Here is a 17,591-nt window from a genome sequence, read left to right on the forward strand (position 1 = left end):
AGCTCTCAACCGTCGAGGATGCAGAACTCGTTGCCGTCTGGGTCGGCGAGGACGGCCCAGCCGAGGTCGCTGCGGCGATCGTCGACCATCGTCGCGCCGAGGGCGAGGGCACGCTCGATCTCGGCATCACGCGTCGAGGCCTGAGCCCGCAGATCCATGTGGGCGCGATTCTTCACCTGCTTCGCATCGGGCACCCGGTAGAACAGCACGATGGTGCCGTTCGGGGCCTCGAGTGAGCACTCGTCCGAGCCGGGACGGTACGACTCCGGCTCGGCGATCTCCCATCCCATGAGTGCGCGCCAGAACTGCGCGACGGCGAACGGATCGCGCGCGTCCCAGGTCGTGTGGGACAGATACAGCCCCATCAGCTGTCTCCTGCCGCATCACCGTCGCCGAGTACGCCGCCGGCATCGGTCGTGCGCACGGAGGCGCGGCGCGCGTCCAGCGCCTGCAGGATCATCCCCGCAGCGAGACACGCACCGACGCCCTCGCCGGCGCGAAGGCGCAGGTCGAGCAGTGGTTCGAGGCCGAGTTCGTCGAGCACGAGACCGTGCGCGCTCTCCCGGCTGCGCTGACCCGCCACGAGATACGCCTGGACCGACGGCTCCATCCGTGCGGCCGCCAAAGCCGCGACAGACGTCGCCAGTCCGTCGAGGACGATCGGCGCGTGCGCCTCAGCGGCGCCGAGCACGACACCTGCGAGCACCGCGACCTCCGGCCCACCGACCTGCGTGAGTGCCAGGCGGGCACGCTCGCCCCGATTCGTGGCGACGTCACGTGAGCCTTGGCTGCGCTCCAGTGCGGCCTCGACCACGCGCTTCTTGCGCGCCATCATCGCGGCATCCGCGCCCGATCCGAGGCCGAGCACAGCGTCGGACGGAGCCTCGAGCAGCGCCGCCGCGAGAGCAGCGGCGATCGTCGTGTTGCCGACGCCGACCTCGCCGAGCACGACGAGACCGCTCGCCCCGGCCCTCGCCCCGAGCCGCCGCCCGGCCGCAAGACACGCCTCGACGTCGTGCGGGGTGAGCGCGTCGGCGTCAACCAGGTCACCCCGTGGCCCCACGAGGTCCACGCGCTCGGTGGGGACGCCCGCGGAAAGCTCATCGGCACCCGATGCAGGCGCCGGCTGCCGCCCGTCCACGCCGGCATCGACGACAAGACAGGCAAGGCCGGCCGAACGCGCATGTGCCGCTCCAAGGGAAGTGCCCGCCCTGGCCGCGCGCATGACGTCGGCCGTCACGGACGAGGCGTAGGCGCTCACGCCGTGGCGGGTGACCGGGTGGTCGGCACCGGCCAGGACCAGTGTGCCGCCGGCGACGTCCGGCCCGGCGATGGCGGCGACCCGGTTGACGACGCGGTCGAGCACCCCGAGCGCCTCCGGCGGAGCGAGCAGGCGGTCGGCGTCGTCGCTGGCGGCGACGAGACGGGCGCCTTCGGGGCCGGCGAGGTAGGACGGTGGCGGCTCGGTCGGTCGCAAGCCTGACGCGGGGGCCCCTGGACCGAACGCCGCCGCCGGGCCGCCGTCGACACCCACGGTCTCCGGTTCGCGTGCCGTGGCATCGATCTCACCCGTCTCGGGCCAGCGTTCTGCCAGCACGACGTCGTCGAGGGCCAGCTTGGCCGACCATGCGGCGCGCTGCAGACCTGGTTCGGGCGGACGCTCGTCGGGCCAGCCGAGGCACATCCAGCCGAGGGTCTCGACGCCGTCGGGCAGGCCGAGCAGATCAGCCAAATCGGCGGGTTCGAACAGCGTCACCCACCCCATGCCGAGGCCGTGGGCGCGCGCCGTCAGCCACATGTTCTCGATGGCGCACGCACACGACCAGACGTCCGTGTCGGTGAACGTCGCCCGCCCGAGCACGCCCGCTGCGGGCACGCGCCGGTCACAGGCCACGACGACGCCGACGGGCGCCTCGCGCAGCCCTTCGAGCTTGAGGTCGAGCAACCGCGCCGCCCGCTCGGGCAGCATCTGACGAGCCTGCCGCAAGCGTGCCGTGTCCGCGAGGTGCGCAGCGCGATCCCGGGTCGCCGGATTGCTCACGACGATGAACCGCCACGGCTGTGAATGGCCGACCGACGGCCCGGCATGACCCGCCGCGAGCACCTCGCGCACGAGCTCGTCCGGCACCGCGTCGGGGCGATAACGCCGAATGTCGCGACGCGCCCCGATGACGTCGGCGAGGGCTTCCTGCACCTGCGCGCCCATGGACCAGCCAGCCGGATCATCGCGGCGTTCGCGCGCCGACGAGGCGTCACCGATGACAGGCGTCGGACGACGGAAGCCATCTCCGTCGCTCGAGTCGGCGCTCCGAGAAGACTCCGCGAGCGAGGCGTCCCCGGCGTGACGCAGAATCCCCTCGACATCCGGGGACGGCGCACCCCGCGCAGGCCCTGCCGGCACTCCACGCAGCGACTCGTCGGGGCTCACTCCTCCAGCTCACCTTCGACGTCGAGGTAGACCTGCTGCATCGCGGCGACGGTCTCGGGGTTCGGTTCCGCCCACAGTCCACGCTCGGCCGCCTCGCCGAGCTTCTCGATGATGCCGCGCAGCGCCCACGGGTTCGCATGGCGCATGAACGCCTGGTTCGTCTCGTCGAGCACGTACTCGGACGCGATCGACTCGTACATCCAGTCGGGCACGACCTGGCTCGTCGCGTCGAAACCGAACAGGTAGTCGACGGTCGCGGCGAGCTCGAACGCGCCCTTGTAGCCGTGGCGCTGCATCGCCGAGATCCAGCGCGGGTTGACGACGCGGGCGCGGAAAATGCGGGCGGTCTCCTCCGTCAGCGTGCGGGTGCGCACGGCGTCAGGGCTCGTCGAATCTCCCACGTACGCCTTGGGTTCGGCACCCGTCAGTGCCTTCACCGTCGCGACCATGCCGCCGTGGTACTGGAAGTAGTCGTCGGAGTCGAGGATGTCGGATTCGCGGTTGTCGACGTTCTTCGCCGCCACCTGGATGCGTCGATAGTTGCGCTCCATGTCGTCGCGTGCGGGCGCGCCGTCGAGGTCGCGGCCGTACGCGAACCCACCCCACGCCGTGTAGACCTCCGCGAGGTCGTCGTTGCTGCGCCAGTTGCCCGACTCCATGACCTGCAGCAGGCCCGCGCCGTACGAACCCGGTTTCGAACCGAAGATGCGGGTGCGGGCGCGCCGCTCGTCGCCGTGCGTCTCGACGTCGGCGAGGGCGTGCGCGCGCGGGAAGTTCTGATCGAGCGGCTCGTCGAGGTCGACGACGAGCTTGACGGCGTCGTCGATCATCGCGACGACGTGCGGGAAGGCGTCACGGAAGAACCCCGAGATGCGGACGGTGACGTCGATGCGCGGACGCCCGAGCTCCTCGAGGCTGATCGGTTCGAGCCCGACGACGCGGCGTGACTGCTCGTCCCAGATGGGCATGATGCCCAGCAGTGCAAGGATCTCGCCGATGTCGTCGCCGCTCGTGCGCATCGCGGAGGTGCCCCACGCCGACAGCCCGACCGATTCGGGCAGCGCGCCCTCGTCCTCGCGGTAGCGGGCGATGAGCGAATCCGCCATCGCGCGGCCCGTCTCGTACGCGAGGCGGCTCGGGATCGCCTTCGGGTCGACCGAGTAGAAGTTGCGGCCCGTCGGTAGGACGTTGACGAGCCCGCGCAGCGGCGAACCGCTCGGGCCGGCGGCGACGTACCCACCGTCGAGCGCGTGCAGCACGGAGGTGATCTCCTGCGGTGTCTGCTGCAGACGCGGCACGATCTGGGTGCAGGCGAACCGCAGGGACGCCTCGACGCCGGCGCGGTCGACGCCGGCGACCTCGTCGTCCGCCAACCCCGCGAGGTGCGCCTCGACGACATCGGAGACCGACGCGGCATCCCACCCGGCAGCAGCCAATGCGGTGACGAGGGCGTGCGCGTGCCGCTCGGCGTTGTCGGTGGCGTCGCGGTCGTCACTCGTCGGGTCGAGGCCGAGCGCGGTGCGCAAGCCGGGCAGCCCGTCCTTCGCACCGCCGAAGAGCTGGTTGGAGCGCAGCATCGCGACGACGAGGTTCGTCAGGCCCTCGCCGTCGGGCGCGGCGCCGAGCACGTGCAGACCGTCACGAATCTGCACGTCCTTGATCTCGCACAGCCACCCGTCGACGTGCATGACGAACTCGTCGAACGAATCCTCGTCCGGCATGTCCTCGAGGCCGAGGTCGTGGTGCAGCTCGGCCGCGCGGATGAGCGTCCAGATCTCGCCCTGCAGCGCCGGCGCCTTCGCCGGGTCCATGACGCTGACGTTGCCGTACTCGTCGAGCAGCTGCTCGAGGCGGGCGATGTCGCCGTAGCTCTCGGCGCGCGCCATCGGCGGCACGAGGTGGTCGACGATCGTCGCGTGCGCGCGTCGTTTGGCCTCGGTGCCCTCGCCGGGGTCGTTGACGAGGAAGGGGTAGATGAGCGGCAGCGAGCCGAGCGCGGCATCGGTGCCGCACGAGGCGGACATGCCGAGGCTCTTGCCCGGCATCCACTCGAGGTTGCCGTGCTTGCCCATGTGGACGACGGCGTGGGCGCCGAACTCCTCCTCGATCCACCGGTAGGTCGCGACGTAGTGGTGCGTCGGCGGCAGGTCGGGGTCGTGGTAGATCGCGATGGGGTTCTCACCGAAGCCGCGCGGCGGCTGCACGAGGATGACGAGGTTGCCCGCCTGCAGTGCCGCGGTGACGATCTCGCCGGCCTCGTCATGGGAGCGGTCGACGAACAGCTCACCGGGCGCCTCACCCCAGTGCTCGCTCATCCCCTCGCGCAGATCCTCGGGCAGGCGGGCGAACCACTCGCGGTAGAGGGCTGCGGGGATACGTACGTGCGCGTCGGTGAGCTGCGCGTCCGTCAACCACTCCGGGTCCTGCCCGCCCGCGGCGATCAGGGCGTGGATGAGCGCGTTGCCCGCGGTCGTGTCGAGCTCCTCGCCCTCGATCGGTTCGACGTCGTCGAGACCGGGGATCGCGCCGCGTTCGCCGAGGTCGTAACCGGCCTCGCGCATGGCGCGCAGCAGCCGGATCGTCGAGACGGGCGTGTCGAGGCCAACGGCGTTGCCGATGCGCGAGTGCTTCGTCGGGTACGCCGACAGCATGACGGCGATGCGGCGCTCCGCCGGGTCGAGATGACGCAGCCGCGCGTGCCCGACGACGATGCCCGCGACGCGGTCGCAGCGCTCCGGGTCGGCGACGTAGGACGGCAGGCCGTCCGAGTCGAACTCCTTGAAGCTGAACGGAACGGAGATGATGCGCCCGTCGAACTCGGGCACCGCGACCTGCGTCGCGACGTCGAGCGGCGTCATCCCGTCATCGGAGGCGGCCCACTGCTCGCGGCTCCACGTCAGGCACAGCCCCTGGACGATGGGGACGTCGAGCGCGGCGAGGGCCTGGACGTCCCAGCTCTCGTCGTCCTCCCCCGCGCCCGCGGACGCCGGACGCGACCCGCCGGCGGCGAGCACCGTCGTCACGAGGGCGTCGTAACCGGCGAGGTGGTCGAGCAGTTCGGCGTCGGCCTCGCGCAGGCTGGAGACGTAGATCGGCACCCCGATGCCGCCGGCGCGGTCGATCGCGTCGGCGAGGGCATGGGCGTACGCGTCGTTGCCCGCGACGTACTGGGCACGATAGAAGAGCACCGCGACGCGGGGCTTCTTCGTGGCCGTGGCGCCGTCGGTGCTCTCGGCGTCATCGGCGATCTCGGGGCGCTCGAGCACACCCCACGAGGGTGTGACAACGGGCGGTTCGAAGCCTTCGCCGGTCATGAGCAGCGTGTCGCTGAGGAACGCGTGCAGCTCCTTGAGGTTCGCCGCACCGCCCTGCGCGAGGTACTCGTGGGCCTGCGCCGCGACCCCGGGCGGCGTCGTCGAACGCTCCATGAGGGCCGCGTTGGGCTCCTGCTCACCGCCGAGGACGACGACGGGACGGCCGGAGGCGGCGTACGCCGCGAAACCAGTGCACAGATCCTGCGGGCCGCCGAGCAGGCGGACGACGACGATGTCGGCGCCCTCGGAAGCGTCGCCGTGCGTCGGCACGCGCCCCGGGTTGGAGACGGCGTAGTCGGCACCGCTCGCACGGGCGCTGAGCAGATCGGTGTCCGAGGTGGAGATGAGGGCGATGCGCGCCATGAGGGCAGCTCCTTCGCGGGTGTCCACGCCCGCGTCGTCGTGAGAGGGCTCCCGTGGCACGGGAGTCGATCGTCAGGGCGTTCCTGACTCGCCGACGCACGCGTCGGACACACAGTGGCGGGACCGTCCCGGATTCGCACCGGGTTCCATCACCTGACGACCGTGCCCGAGCCTAACGGAGACGGCTCGTATGCTGCTCGCTGTGCCCGTACGAGATGTCGACGACCGCTGCCCCGGTGTGCTGCGCCCGTTCGCAGCTGCCGACGGCGCCATCGTCCGCCTGCGCGTGGCCGGTGGGCGCGTGTCGAGCCATGACCTCGTGACGGTGTGCGATCTTGCCGAACGATTCGGTCAGCCGTTCGTCCAGCTGACGTCGCGAGGCAACCTGCAGCTTCGCGGTTTGGACGAGCCGCTGCCGGGCGCGTTCGTCGACGCCGTCGCGGCGCTCGGGATGCTGCCGTCAGCAACGCACGAGCGGGTGCGCAACATCGTCGCGGGGCCGGATGCGTCGCTCGATTCCCTGGTGGGTCAATTGGATTCGGCGATCCTCGACGCACCGTCGTTGGCGTCATTGTCGGGGCGATGGATCTTCGCGCTGGCCGCCGGGGACGAGACGCTGCCCGCGGTGCCGGCCGATGTCGCGTTCGCTCTCGGCGCGGACGACGACGGCTCGCGGGCCGGTGAGATGCGCGTCGATCAGATGCGTGCCGGCGAAGTGCGCGTCGGTGGCCGGTCCTTCGCATGTGCTGCGCACCAGGCCGCGGCGACGCTGGTCGCTGTCGCGGAGGACTTCGTCGCGACGACGCAGCATGATGACGGGCGGTTCTGGAACGTCACCGACCTGCCCGACGATCATCCGTTCTTCGCCCGACTCGACGAGCGGGTGCGCGCCGCCGCGATGAGCGCCGCCGACATGCCCCGCGCCGAGACCCGGCCCGCGACCGGCACCGCGGCGACCACGTCCAAGAGCCGCCTGGAGGTTCATCTCCCGCTCGGCCTGCTCGACGCGCCGGCCGCTCGCGCCCTGGACGAGGTGACGCAGGACGTCGTCGTCACCCCCGAGCGCAGCATCGTCGTGCGTACGCTGCGCGACGGCGCCGACCTGCCCACCGCAACCAGGCATCTGCGCGGCGCCGGGTTCGTCACCGAACCCGGTTCGGCCCGAGCGCGATTCAGCGCCTGCGTCGGCGCACCGTACTGCCGTCGCACCGACGTCTCGACGCTCGACCTCACGCGGGCCGCGGCGAGGATCTTCGACGACGGCAACCGGTGTGACGCGGCGCTCGATGACAGCCGCATCGGCAGCGTCATCGCTGCGAGCACGCCCGAGCATGCCAGCGCCGATGATCGACGTGCCACCGTGTCCGCCGCACCCCGCGTCCACGTCGTCGGGTGCGAGCGTGCGTGCGGCCGCCCCGCCGGCGAGCATCATCTCGTCGTCGCCCCTCACAACCCGACCGACATCCTCGACCCGAACGGCCGCTCATGACCGACATCGCTCCCCCGACCCGCCGCTACGACTACGAGCGTGACGGGCGTGCCATCTATCGCGAGTCGTTCGCAACGATCCGTCGTGAGGTGACGCTCGACCACCTGCCCGAGGGCGTCCACCGTGTTGCGGTGCGGGTCGCGCATGCCGCAGGCGACGTCGGCGTCATCGACGAGATCGCCGGCAGCACGGACGTCGGCGTGGCCGCTCTCGCCGCGCTGCGCGCCGGCGCGCCCGTCATCACCGACTCGCACATGCTCGCCGCGGGCGTGACGCGCAGCCGACTGCCCGCCGACAACGACGTCATCTGTACGCTGCGCGAACCGCAGGTGCCGGCGCTCGCACAGGCCTGGTCGACGACGCGCTCGGCCGCCGCCGCGTCGTTGTGGGCACCGCACCTCGACGGCGCCGTCGTCGCCATCGGCAACGCCCCGACGGCCCTGTTCCACCTGCTCGAGATGCTGCTCGACGGCGCCCCGCGCCCGGCTGCGATCGTCGGGATGCCCGTCGGTTTCGTCGGCTCCGCCGAGTCCAAGGTCGCTCTCGCCGATCATCGTCTCGACGACGGATCACAGATCCCCTGGCTGACCGTCCATGGGCGCCGGGGAGGCTCAGCCATGGCTGCGGCCGCCGTCAACGCCCTCGCGACCGAGCAGGAGATCCTGTGATGACGGGCAGCCTGTGGTGCGTCGGCGTCGGCCCCGGTGACCCCGAACTCATCACCCGCAAGGCCGCTCGGCTCATCGAGACCGCTGACGTCGTCGCCTACCACCGCGCCGGTCATCGTCCGAGCACCGCACGCGCCATCGCGGCCGATCTCATCCCGGACGGCGTCGTCGAGGAAGAGCTCGTCTACCCCGTGACGACGGGTGAGATCGACCATCCCGGCGGCTACCACGGTGCGATGGCGGCGTTCTACCTCGAGTGCGCCGAGCGCCTCGGCGCCCACCTCGAGGCCGGACGCAGCGTCGTCCTGCTCGCCGAGGGCGACCCGTTGTTCTTCGGTTCGTCGATGTACGTCCACGACCTGCTCGCCGAGCGTTTCGACGCCCATGTCGTGCCCGGGGTGACGTCGGTCTCCGCGGCGTCCGCGGGCCTGTCGACAGGGTTGTGCAGGCACGAGGACGTGCTCACCGTGCTGCCCGGCACCCTCCCCGTCACCGAGATGGCGCGCCGCCTCGCCGACACCGACGCCGCCGTCATCATGAAGCTGGGCCGCACCTTCGCAAACGTGCGCGAAGCACTCGCCCAGGCGGGCCTGCTCGAGCGCGCCTGGTACGTCGAGCGGGCGAGCCGTGACGGTGAACGCCTCCTCCCTGTCACACAGGTCGACCCGGCGCACGTGCCGTACATGTCGCTCGTCGTCGTGCCCGGGCTCGATCGACGCGCCGACGCCGCCGGCCGCGCGTCGGGAAGCTCCAACAGTTCGAGCCGGGCCGCGATGCAGCGAGTCCCCGGCATGCTGCCGGCCGCAGCGACGTCCGAGAGGTCGGGCGAGCCCGGAACCGTGTTCGTCGTCGGGCTCGGGCCCGGCCCCGACGCCTGGCTGACGCCCGAGGCGGCTGACGTCCTGGGGCGCGTCTCGTACGTCATCGGCTATGCGCCGTACGTGGCCCGGGTCCCCACACGCGATGGCCTCGTCCGGCTCCCGAGCGGCAACACGGTCGAGGTCGATCGCGGCACCCAGGCCCTCGAACTCGCGCATGACGGGCACGACGTCGCCGTCGTCTCCGGGGGCGACGCAGGGGTGTTCGGGATGGCGTCGGCCGTCTTCGAGGCGCGCGAGCGACCCGAGAATGCCGCGCTCGCCGGGGTGCCCGTGCATGTCGTTCCCGGCGTGACGGCGGCACACGCCGCGGCCGCCCTGGCCGGCGCCGTGCTCGGAGGTGACCACGCGCTCATCTCCCTGTCCGACCGCCTCAAGCCGCGGGACGTCATCGACGCACGCCTGCGCGCCTGTGCCCGCGCCGACCTCGCGATGGCGTTCTACAACCCCCGCTCGGCGAGCCGCCCCCATCAGTTCGCCCAAGCGCTCTCCGTGCTGCGTGAGGAACTACCAGGCGATCGACCCGTCGTCGTCGCACGTCATGTCGGCCGCGAGCAGGAGGCCCTCGAGGTGACGAGCGTGGCTGCGCTCGACCCCGAGGCGATCGACATGGGTTGCCTCGTCATCGTCGGCTCCCAGGGCACCCGCACCACGGCCGACGGGCGCGTGTGGACGGCGCGATTCGTCCCGTCGAGGTGATCACGTCGGCGGTCGAAAAACCGTCGGGTCTCTATGGACACAGGAGACCCGCGGGCACGTAGCGTCAGGGGTATGAGCGACTTCACCCCCCACGCCGGCTCCTCCGAGTCGCCGTCGGTCACCTACCCCGACGGCTCGACGCTCGGTGTCGAGGTGGATGGGGCCCAGGTGCATCTCGTCGCCCGCGGCGACGTCCACGACCTCATCCGCGACACCAACCTCTCGCCCGCCGAGGCCCATCACCTCGGGGAGGCGCTCGTCGAGGCCTCCGCCGAGGCCGGGGCTCCGGAGCGGCCCCGCCGACACGACCCCGCCGAGGTCGATGCACTGCTCGATCAGTTCGCGCTGGATGAGCCCGTCTGAGCCACGCGAGTCTGCCTGAGACAGACGTCAGGCCGACGCGGGGCGCGAGTTCGGTTGCGGGCCGTCACGAACCCCGGTTAGATGCATGTGATACCGGAGCATCACCGTTCAAGGGGGAGATCGATGCGTCGAATTCTTGTCGCCGGCGCGGCTGCCGTCTGCTTGCTCGTCGAAGGCGCGGGCCCGGCGTCCGCTGCTGAACCCACGTCGGTGACTGCCGCGTCGGCCAGCGTCTCGTCTGCGGCGTCAGCACGAGCCGCAGCTGTCACCGGGGGCGTTGGGACGGCAGGCGTTGCGGCGCCCGGTGCCCAGAACGTCGCGTTCGTCGACGCGTCGACGAACCATCAGTCCATCGGGCAGCAGCCCGAGCGGCGGCGCACGCCGTCCCGCAAGAAGCGTCGCGGCGGCGGGGTCGGGCGATTCTTCGGCGGGCTCGCGTTCATGTTCATCGGGTTGCCGCTGCTCGTCGCCGCGGCGCTCGTCCTGTCCTTCATGGTGCGTCGCGGTCGCAAGCAGCGCGAGCAAGCCTTCGCGCAACAGCAGCGTCGTCCGACCCAGAACGGCCCCTACCAGGCGCAACAGGGCCCCTACCCCGGCGCGAACGGCACGAACGACGTCGACGGGCAGAACCCGACGCACCGGTACTGAGCGACGCCGGTCAGGACACCAACCGAGCAGGCCACCCGAGAGCCACCGCCGATGACGCGGTGGCTCTGGTGCGTCACGTTCGTTCGCGGCTGCAGCTGTAGAGGTGCGACTCGGCGAAGCCGTGGGCCGCGAGCGCAGGCCCGACGAGGATGACGGCGGCCTGCCGCAGCCCGGCGTCCTCGACCTGATCGGCGATGTCGGCGAGCGTGCCGCGCAGGATGAGTTCCTCGGGGCTGCTGACCTGCGAGCCCACGACAACAGGACAGTCGGTGCCGTAGTGCTCGGCCAGCTCGTGTGCCAGCCGCCGCGTGTGACGGATCGCGAGGTGGAGCACGAGCGTCGCCCCCGTCCGCGCGAAGTTCGCGAGCTCCTCACCCGCCGGCATCGGCGTCGAATCGCGCTGTGCACGCGTCAGGACGACCGACTGCGTCACCTCGGGCACCGTCAGCTCGCGTCCGACACGCGCGGCTGTGGCCGCGTAGGCCGGCACGCCCGGGCAGACGTCCCAGGCGATGCCGGCTGCGTCGAGGCGCCGGCCCTGCTCGGCCACGGCGCTGTAGACGGAAGGGTCGCCCGAGCACAGACGCGCGACGTCGTGCCCCAGCGCATCCGCGGCGACGATCGCGTCGATGATCTCGTCGAGGGTGAGGTGCTGTGTGTCGACGCGGCGCGCGCCCGGCGGGCAATGGGCGAGGACGGCGTCGTCGAGGTAGGTGCCGGCGTACAAGCACACCTGCGAACTCTCGATCAGGCGCACCGCGCGCAGCGTCAGCAGGTCGGCGGCGCCGGGGCCGGCACCGATGAAGTGAACGGTCATGTCAGATCCTTCGCGTAGCTCCACTGGACGACGGCGCGCGCCGGGCGCCAGCCGTGCAGTCGGCCGAGGGGTTCGAGGTGTTCGACGGCCAGGCGCGTGAGGTCGCCGCCATGCGTGCGCCAGGCGTCGAGGAGGATGCTCTCGCTCTCGAGCGTGACGGCGTGAGCGACGAGGCGGCCACCGGGGCGTAGAGCCGCGAGGGCCGCGTCCACAGCCTCAGCGCTCAGCCCGCCACCGAAGAAGACCGCATCGGGAGCGCTGTGACGGGCGTCGCTCGTGGCGCGAGCGGCGCCGTCACGGCAGGGGCCGCAGGCGGTGCCATCGCGGTGCTGCGCGCCGTGGACGGCTACATCGTGGACGCTCGCCTCGACGACGTCGACGCGATGATCGACTCCGAGGGCGCGGGCGTTCTCGCGGGCGCGTTCGGCGCGTACGGCATCGCGTTCGACGGCGACGGTGCGAGCATCGGGCGCGGCGAGCGCCCATTCGATGCCGACGGCCCCCGAGCCGGCGCCGAGATCCCAGAGCAGCGCGCCGCGCGTGGGGCGCAATCGCGCGAGTGCCGCAGCCCGCACGTCGCGTTTCGTGATGAGCCCGTCATTGCCGAACCACGTCTCGGCGCGGCCCGGAACCGTCCCGACGACGTCGGCCGCGCCCAGTTCGTCGGGCACCTTGACGCAGACGAGGACGAGGTCGGGAATCGGCTCGGCGAGGTCGCGTTCCCCGTCGGGCCACCCCTGGGCGGTGGCCTGTAGCGACCCTTCCCCGGGCCCGCCGAGGTGCCACCAGGCCGTCAGCCTCGCCTCCGGTGCTCCCGACTGCACGAGCAGCGCGGCGAGCTCGCCCGGGCCGCGCGCGTCGGAGCACAGCACGACGAGTCGCGCTCTGGGCGTGACGAATGGACGCACTCGCTCGATGCTGCGGCCCACCGTCGTCACGACGTCGACGCTCTCGGCCGCCCACCCCATCCGGGCGCGCGCGAGGGTCTCGCTCGACAGTGCGGGATGGACGCGAACGGCGCCCGCACTGAACTCGTCGATGAGCGTCGTCGCGACACCCGAGCGCAGCGGATCGCCGGAGGCGAGCACGACCACGCGCCCGAACGCGGCATCGTCCGTCTCGTGGGCGTCGGACGACGTGGCGCGCCCATGGGCATGGTCATCGGCATGGAACAGGAGCTCGCGCAGCCCGTCGCGCAACGGGCGCGGCCACGTGAGGCGCTCCTGGCCCTCCACCTGCGGCAGCAGCTCCAGGTGCCGTCGTCCGCCGACGACGACGTCAGCGTCCGTGACGAGTTGCCGAAGGTGGGCGGGCAGCAGCGCCCACCCACCGTCCTGGATGCCGACGACCTCGATCATGGGCGACACCCTATGCCCCGCCGGGGCCTCGGGCGGCGTCGGCGTCTGTCATGATGGGGCCGTCGCGCGCGAGGAATGCCGGTGCGAATCCGGCAGCGGTCCCGCCACTGTGATCCCCGACGGGGTAAGCCAGGACGTCGCCGCGACCACTGGCGTCGTCCGGCGTCGGTGCCCCCGAGCGGCAAGCGTGGTCACTTGCCAGGAGGCGAACTGATGCCCCGTTTTCCCTTCACCGCTGTCGTCGGCGCCGACGACCTGTCCACCGCCCTCGTCCTGACAGCCATCTCCCCCGCCATCGGCGGCGTTCTCGTCCGGGGTGAGAAGGGCACCGCGAAGTCCACGATCGTGCGTGGTCTCGTCGGCGTCCTGCCGCGGGTGGACGTCGTCGCTGGGTGCCGCTTCTCGTGCGACCCCGCCGACCCCGCGCCGGACTGCCCGGACGGCCCGCACCCGATCGGCGCTGACGCGGCCGTCACCGCTGAGCGACGCCCGACGCGCCTCGTCGAACTTCCTGTCGGTGCGAGCGACGACCGCGTCACCGGCTCGATGGACCTCGCGCAGGCCCTCGGCGCCGGCCGCACCGAGTTCCACCCCGGTCTGCTCGCGCAGGCGCACCGCGGGCTGCTGTACGTCGACGAGGTCAATCTGCTCGCCGACCACCTCGTCGACCTGCTGCTCGACGCCTCGGCGATGGGTCGCAACACCGTCGAACGTGACGGCATGTCGGTGACGCACCCGGCCCGCTTCGTGCTCGTCGGGACGATGAACCCCGAGGAAGGCGAACTGCGCCCCCAGCTGCTCGACCGCTTCGGGCTGTCGGTCGACGTCAATGCCTCTCGCGACCCCGACGAGCGGGCCGAGGTCGTGCGTCGTCGTCTCGCCTTCGATGCCGACCCGGACGCGTTCTCTGCCCGCTACGCGGCAGCCGAGACCGAGATCGGGGCACGCATCGTCCGGGCGCAGGAGGCCCTCGACGGCGTCGACCTGAGCGCGTGGGCGCTACGCACCATCGCCCGTGTGTGTGCCGGATTCGACGTCGACGGCATGCGCGCCGACATCGTCATCGCCCGCGCGGCGCTCGCCCACGCGGCGTGGTGCGAGCGCGATCGCGTGACGCGTGACGACATCCGCGTCGCCGCCCGGTTCGCGCTGTCGCACCGTCGCCGACGCGGGCCGTTCGACCCGCCCGGCCTCGACGAGGAGCTGCTCGACCGGCTGCTCGACGAAGAACCCGAACCGCCGACCGACCCCGAAGGCCCCGACGATCCGCAGCCCCCGTCGGGTGGTTCGGACGACGACCCGAACGGCGAACCGGGTGACGGTGACGACGCGCCTGACAACGACGACGACGCGCCGGGCAACGATGACGCCGGGCCTCCGCCGGCTGGCTCGCAGCAGCCACCGGCATCGAGCGATCGGGCGACTGAGTCCTCGTCGGATTCGGTTGATCCGCAGCACGATTCGCCGTCCGATGCGGAGGAGTCCTCCCAGGAGCAGCCGTCCTCCGAGCAGCGAACCGGCGCAGCCGCCGCCGTCGGCACGGCTTCGGCGGGCACGCCGTACCGTCCGCGCCGTTTCGAGGTGCGCGGTGTCGGTCGCGGTGAGGCCGGTCGGCGCAGCGCGGCCGAGACGACGCGCGGACGCGTCATCGGTGTCTCCCCGACGACGACCGGCCGCGTCCACGTCACGGCCACCATCACGAGCGCAGCGTCGCGTCGCACCGCGGGGACGCGGGGCCGCCTCGACATCGCGGCGCACGACGTCCGTCACGCCCGGCTGCGGGGGCGCGAGTCGAATCTCGTGCTGTTCTGCGTCGACGCCTCCGGTTCGATGGCAGCGCGCAAACGCATGGACGAGGTGAAGACGGCTGTACTGTCGCTGCTGCTCGATGCGTACGAGCGTCGCGACAAGGTCGGGCTGGTCGCGTTCAACGGCGCCGACGCGCACGTCCTGCTCGCCCCGACGTCGTCCGTCGATCGGGCGGCCGCGGCACTGACACAGCTACCGCACGGCGGACGCACGCCCCTCGCGGAAGGGCTCACGCTGGCCGCGAGCACCCTCGAACGTGAACGCCGCCGCGACCCGCGCCGTCGCGCGCTCGTCGTCGTCGTCACCGACGGGCGCGCCACGAGCGGGCCCGATGCCCTCGCTTGCGCCCAGCGCACCGCGTCGGCGTGGCCGGGCCTCGGCGTCGACACCGTCGTCGTCGACTGCGAGAGCGGACGCTTCCGCATGCGCCTAGCCGCCGACCTCGCCCACCGCATGGGCGCGACGCACGTGCCCCTCGAGAACGTCTCCGCCTCGGGCCTCGTCGACGCCGTCGCCGCCGCTCGCGCGCCGCACGGAAAGGCCGCCTGATGCCCCAGGGAGAAACGACCGTCACCCCGGACGACGGCCTGACGACGCGTCAGCGCCGCAACCGACCCGTCGTCGCCATCCACTACGGCGCGGGCAAGGGCAAGTCGACAGCGGCGTTCGGGCTGGCACTGCGCGGCTGGAACCAGGGGTGGTCGATCGGCGTGTTCCAATTCGTCAAGTCCGCGAAGTGGAAGATCGGCGAGCAGGAGGCGCTCATGGCGCTCGGCGAGGTGCATGAGCGCACCGGCCGGGGCGGGCCCGTCGAGTGGCACAAGATGGGTTCGGGCTGGTCGTGGTCGCGCAAGGGCGGCACCGAGGCCGACCACGCCGCGGACGCGCTCGAGGGCTGGCGCGAGATCAAGCGTCGCCTCGCGGCGGAGACGCACCAGATGTACGTGCTCGACGAGTTCACCTACCCGATCAAGTGGGGCTGGATCGACGGCGAGGAGGTCGCGCGCACCCTGGCGGAGCGACCCGGCAATCAGCACGTCATCATCACCGGGCGCGACCCGCACCCGGCGCTGCTCGAGGTGGCCGACATCGCCACCGAGATGACGAAGGTCAAACACCCCTTCGACACCGGCCAGAAGGGCCAGCGAGGTATCGAATGGTGACGCGACTGCCGCGCGTCGTGCTCGCCGCGCCGGCGTCCGGGCAGGGCAAGACGACGGTGAGCGTCGGCGTCATGGCCGCCCTCGCCGCGCGCGGCCTGCAGGTGGCGCCCGCGAAGGTCGGCCCCGACTTCATCGACCCCGGCTACCACGCGCTCGCGACAGGACGCGTCGGGCGCAACCTCGACCCGTGGCTCGTCGGCCCCGAACGCGTCGCACCGATGCTCGTGCACGGCGCGATGACGCCGGCGCCCGCCGACGTCGCCGTCATCGAGGGCGTCATGGGGCTGTTCGACGGGCGCCTCGGCACGGAGGGGTTCGCCTCGAGCGCGCACGTCGCGACGCTGACGCACTCCCCCGTCGTCCTCGTCGTCGACATCAGCTCGTCGTCGCGTTCGGTCGCCGCGAGCATCCACGGGTTGCGCACGTTCGACCCGCAGCTCGACGTCGCGGGCGTCGTGCTCAACAAGGCCGGCTCCGAACGTCACGCAGGCGAGGTGCGGCGCGCGTGCGAACGCATCGGCGTGCCGGTGCTCGGTGTGCTGCCGCGTGACGCGGGGGTGAGCGTCCCGTCACGGCATCTGGGACTCGTCCCGGCCGACGAACGGGACGCCGCACGCGCGACACTCGACCGACTGGCCGAACGCACCGCCGCTCACATCGACCTTGATGCGCTGCTCGAGATCGCCTCGGGCGCACCCGATCTCGCTGACGAACCGTGGTCGCCCGCACCCATGTCTGCGGCGCCGACGACGGCCGGGCGGGACGCCCCCGTCGTCGCCGTCGCTGGGGGTCGTGCCTTCACGTTCCGTTACGCCGAGACGCTCGAGATGATGCGCGCGCGAGGTCTCGAACCCGTCGTGTTCGACCCCGTCCGTGATCGCGAACTGCCCGCCGGCACCCGCGCGCTCTACCTCGGCGGCGGCTTCCCCGAAGTGCACGCGCGCTCGTTGGCGGCCAACACGAGCCTGCTGGTCCAGCTGCGGGACGCCGTGACGTCGGGGCTGCCGACCGTGGCCGAGTGCGCCGGGATGCTCTATCTCCTCGAGGCCGTCGACGGTCACCGCTTCTCCGGGGTACTGCCCGCGACGGCGGCGATGTCACCACGGCTGACGCTGGGCTACCGCGAGGCCGAGGCACCCGTCGACACGCTTCTCGCCGACGCGGGCACGCGGGTGCGCGGCCATGAGTTCCACCGCACGTTGACGACGCCGGCCGCCGATGACGGCGAAGGTGGGGGCCACGCGGCCTGGCTGCTCGACGCGGGTGCCGACGGCTTCTCCGCCGCCCACGGCTCCGGCAGCGAGCCCACCGTCCACGCCTCGTACCTGCACACGCACTGGGCGGGGTACCCCGAGTTGGCCGACCGTTTCGCCGCCGCCACGCATCGCGCGGCGGGCCTGGGCCTCGTCGCGACGACGCTGCTGAGCCTGCCCCGCCCGAGTGTCGACGCGCGAGCGGGCGCGGCGCTGCCGGGCGCTGCGACGCCCGGCGACGAGCATCACGGCGACGCCGAGCTCGGTGACGGGCTCGTCGACTTCGCCGTCAACGTCCGCGCGAGCACGCCCCCGCCGAACCTGAGGCACGCCCTGCGCGG

The 17,591-nt window shown here is 72.1% G+C and carries 13 protein-coding genes and 2 riboswitches; of the genes, 8 read left to right on the forward strand and 5 right to left on the reverse strand.

The window, feature by feature from the left end:
* Nucleotides 1–5 precede the first annotated feature (5 nt).
* The 3 genes from HMPREF0321_RS07425 to cobN form a co-directional block, all read right to left on the reverse strand.
* Nucleotides 6–365, reverse strand: coding sequence for a VOC family protein (locus tag HMPREF0321_RS07425; RefSeq protein WP_006945370.1), 360 nt, complete (start codon nt 363–365; stop codon nt 6–8).
* Nucleotides 365–2,206: a 5,6-dimethylbenzimidazole synthase gene (bluB, locus tag HMPREF0321_RS07430; RefSeq protein WP_083803229.1), complete on the reverse strand. Its 1,842-nt coding sequence runs from the start codon at nt 2,204–2,206 to the stop codon at nt 365–367. Before bluB ends, HMPREF0321_RS07425 begins: the two co-directional genes overlap by 1 nt.
* A 218-nt stretch (nt 2,207–2,424) precedes the next feature.
* A complete protein-coding gene (cobN, locus tag HMPREF0321_RS07435) occupies nt 2,425–6,105 on the reverse strand; it encodes a cobaltochelatase subunit CobN (RefSeq protein ID WP_040014661.1) in 3,681 nt (1,226 codons plus the stop codon).
* Nucleotides 6,106–6,163: 58 nt separating this feature from the next.
* Nucleotides 6,164–6,285, reverse strand: a riboswitch (cobalamin riboswitch).
* 10 nt (nt 6,286–6,295) lie between these two features.
* Here cobN and HMPREF0321_RS07440 point away from each other — a divergent pair.
* The 5 genes from HMPREF0321_RS07440 to HMPREF0321_RS07460 all read left to right on the forward strand — a co-directional run bounded on the left by HMPREF0321_RS07440 (nt 6,296) and on the right by HMPREF0321_RS07460 (nt 10,850).
* Complete coding sequence (locus HMPREF0321_RS07440; protein WP_006945350.1) at nt 6,296–7,594, forward strand: nitrate/sulfite reductase; 1,299 nt, start codon at nt 6,296–6,298, stop codon at nt 7,592–7,594.
* A complete protein-coding gene (locus tag HMPREF0321_RS07445) occupies nt 7,591–8,262 on the forward strand; it encodes a precorrin-8X methylmutase (protein WP_006945354.1) in 672 nt (223 codons plus the stop codon). The genes HMPREF0321_RS07440 and HMPREF0321_RS07445 overlap by 4 nt, the downstream gene beginning before the upstream one ends.
* Entirely contained in the window at nt 8,262–9,839 is a 1,578-nt protein-coding gene (locus HMPREF0321_RS07450; RefSeq protein ID WP_040014662.1) for a precorrin-2 C(20)-methyltransferase, read from the forward strand. Before HMPREF0321_RS07445 ends, HMPREF0321_RS07450 begins: the two co-directional genes overlap by 1 nt.
* Before the next feature lie 72 nt (nt 9,840–9,911).
* A complete protein-coding gene (locus tag HMPREF0321_RS07455) occupies nt 9,912–10,202 on the forward strand; it encodes a hypothetical protein (protein WP_006945437.1) in 291 nt (96 codons plus the stop codon).
* Between the two features lie 123 nt (nt 10,203–10,325).
* Nucleotides 10,326–10,850 (forward strand): hypothetical protein, encoded by a 525-nt coding sequence (locus HMPREF0321_RS07460; protein WP_006945455.1) that lies wholly within the window; start codon nt 10,326–10,328, stop codon nt 10,848–10,850.
* Between the two features lie 73 nt (nt 10,851–10,923).
* On the opposite strand, the gene cobM is transcribed toward HMPREF0321_RS07460, so the two are convergent.
* On the reverse strand, nt 10,924–11,667 hold the full coding sequence (cobM, locus tag HMPREF0321_RS07465) for a precorrin-4 C(11)-methyltransferase (RefSeq protein ID WP_006945476.1): 744 nt from the start codon (nt 11,665–11,667) through the stop codon (nt 10,924–10,926).
* Entirely contained in the window at nt 11,664–13,025 is a 1,362-nt protein-coding gene (locus HMPREF0321_RS07470) for a bifunctional cobalt-precorrin-7 (C(5))-methyltransferase/cobalt-precorrin-6B (C(15))-methyltransferase (protein WP_006945426.1), read from the reverse strand. The genes cobM and HMPREF0321_RS07470 overlap by 4 nt, the downstream gene beginning before the upstream one ends.
* A 72-nt stretch (nt 13,026–13,097) precedes the next feature.
* Nucleotides 13,098–13,161: riboswitch (cobalamin riboswitch) on the forward strand.
* Between the two features lie 77 nt (nt 13,162–13,238).
* Between HMPREF0321_RS07470 and HMPREF0321_RS07475 the strand changes: the two genes are divergently transcribed.
* From HMPREF0321_RS07475 to HMPREF0321_RS07485, 3 genes are all read left to right on the forward strand, one after another.
* Nucleotides 13,239–15,383: a VWA domain-containing protein gene (locus HMPREF0321_RS07475; protein ID WP_006945465.1), complete on the forward strand. Its 2,145-nt coding sequence runs from the start codon at nt 13,239–13,241 to the stop codon at nt 15,381–15,383.
* Entirely contained in the window at nt 15,383–15,997 is a 615-nt protein-coding gene (gene cobO, locus HMPREF0321_RS07480; protein ID WP_006945423.1) for a cob(I)yrinic acid a,c-diamide adenosyltransferase, read from the forward strand. Before HMPREF0321_RS07475 ends, cobO begins: the two co-directional genes overlap by 1 nt.
* Nucleotides 15,994–17,591 (forward strand): cobyrinate a,c-diamide synthase (locus tag HMPREF0321_RS07485; RefSeq protein WP_217490525.1); only part of this gene is annotated, 1,598 nt, incomplete at its 3' end. The genes cobO and HMPREF0321_RS07485, both read left to right, overlap by 4 nt.

It is taken from the genome of Dermacoccus sp. Ellin185, assembly GCF_000152185.1.
Taxonomy (GTDB): Bacteria; Actinomycetota; Actinomycetes; order Actinomycetales; family Dermatophilaceae; genus Dermacoccus; species Dermacoccus nishinomiyaensis.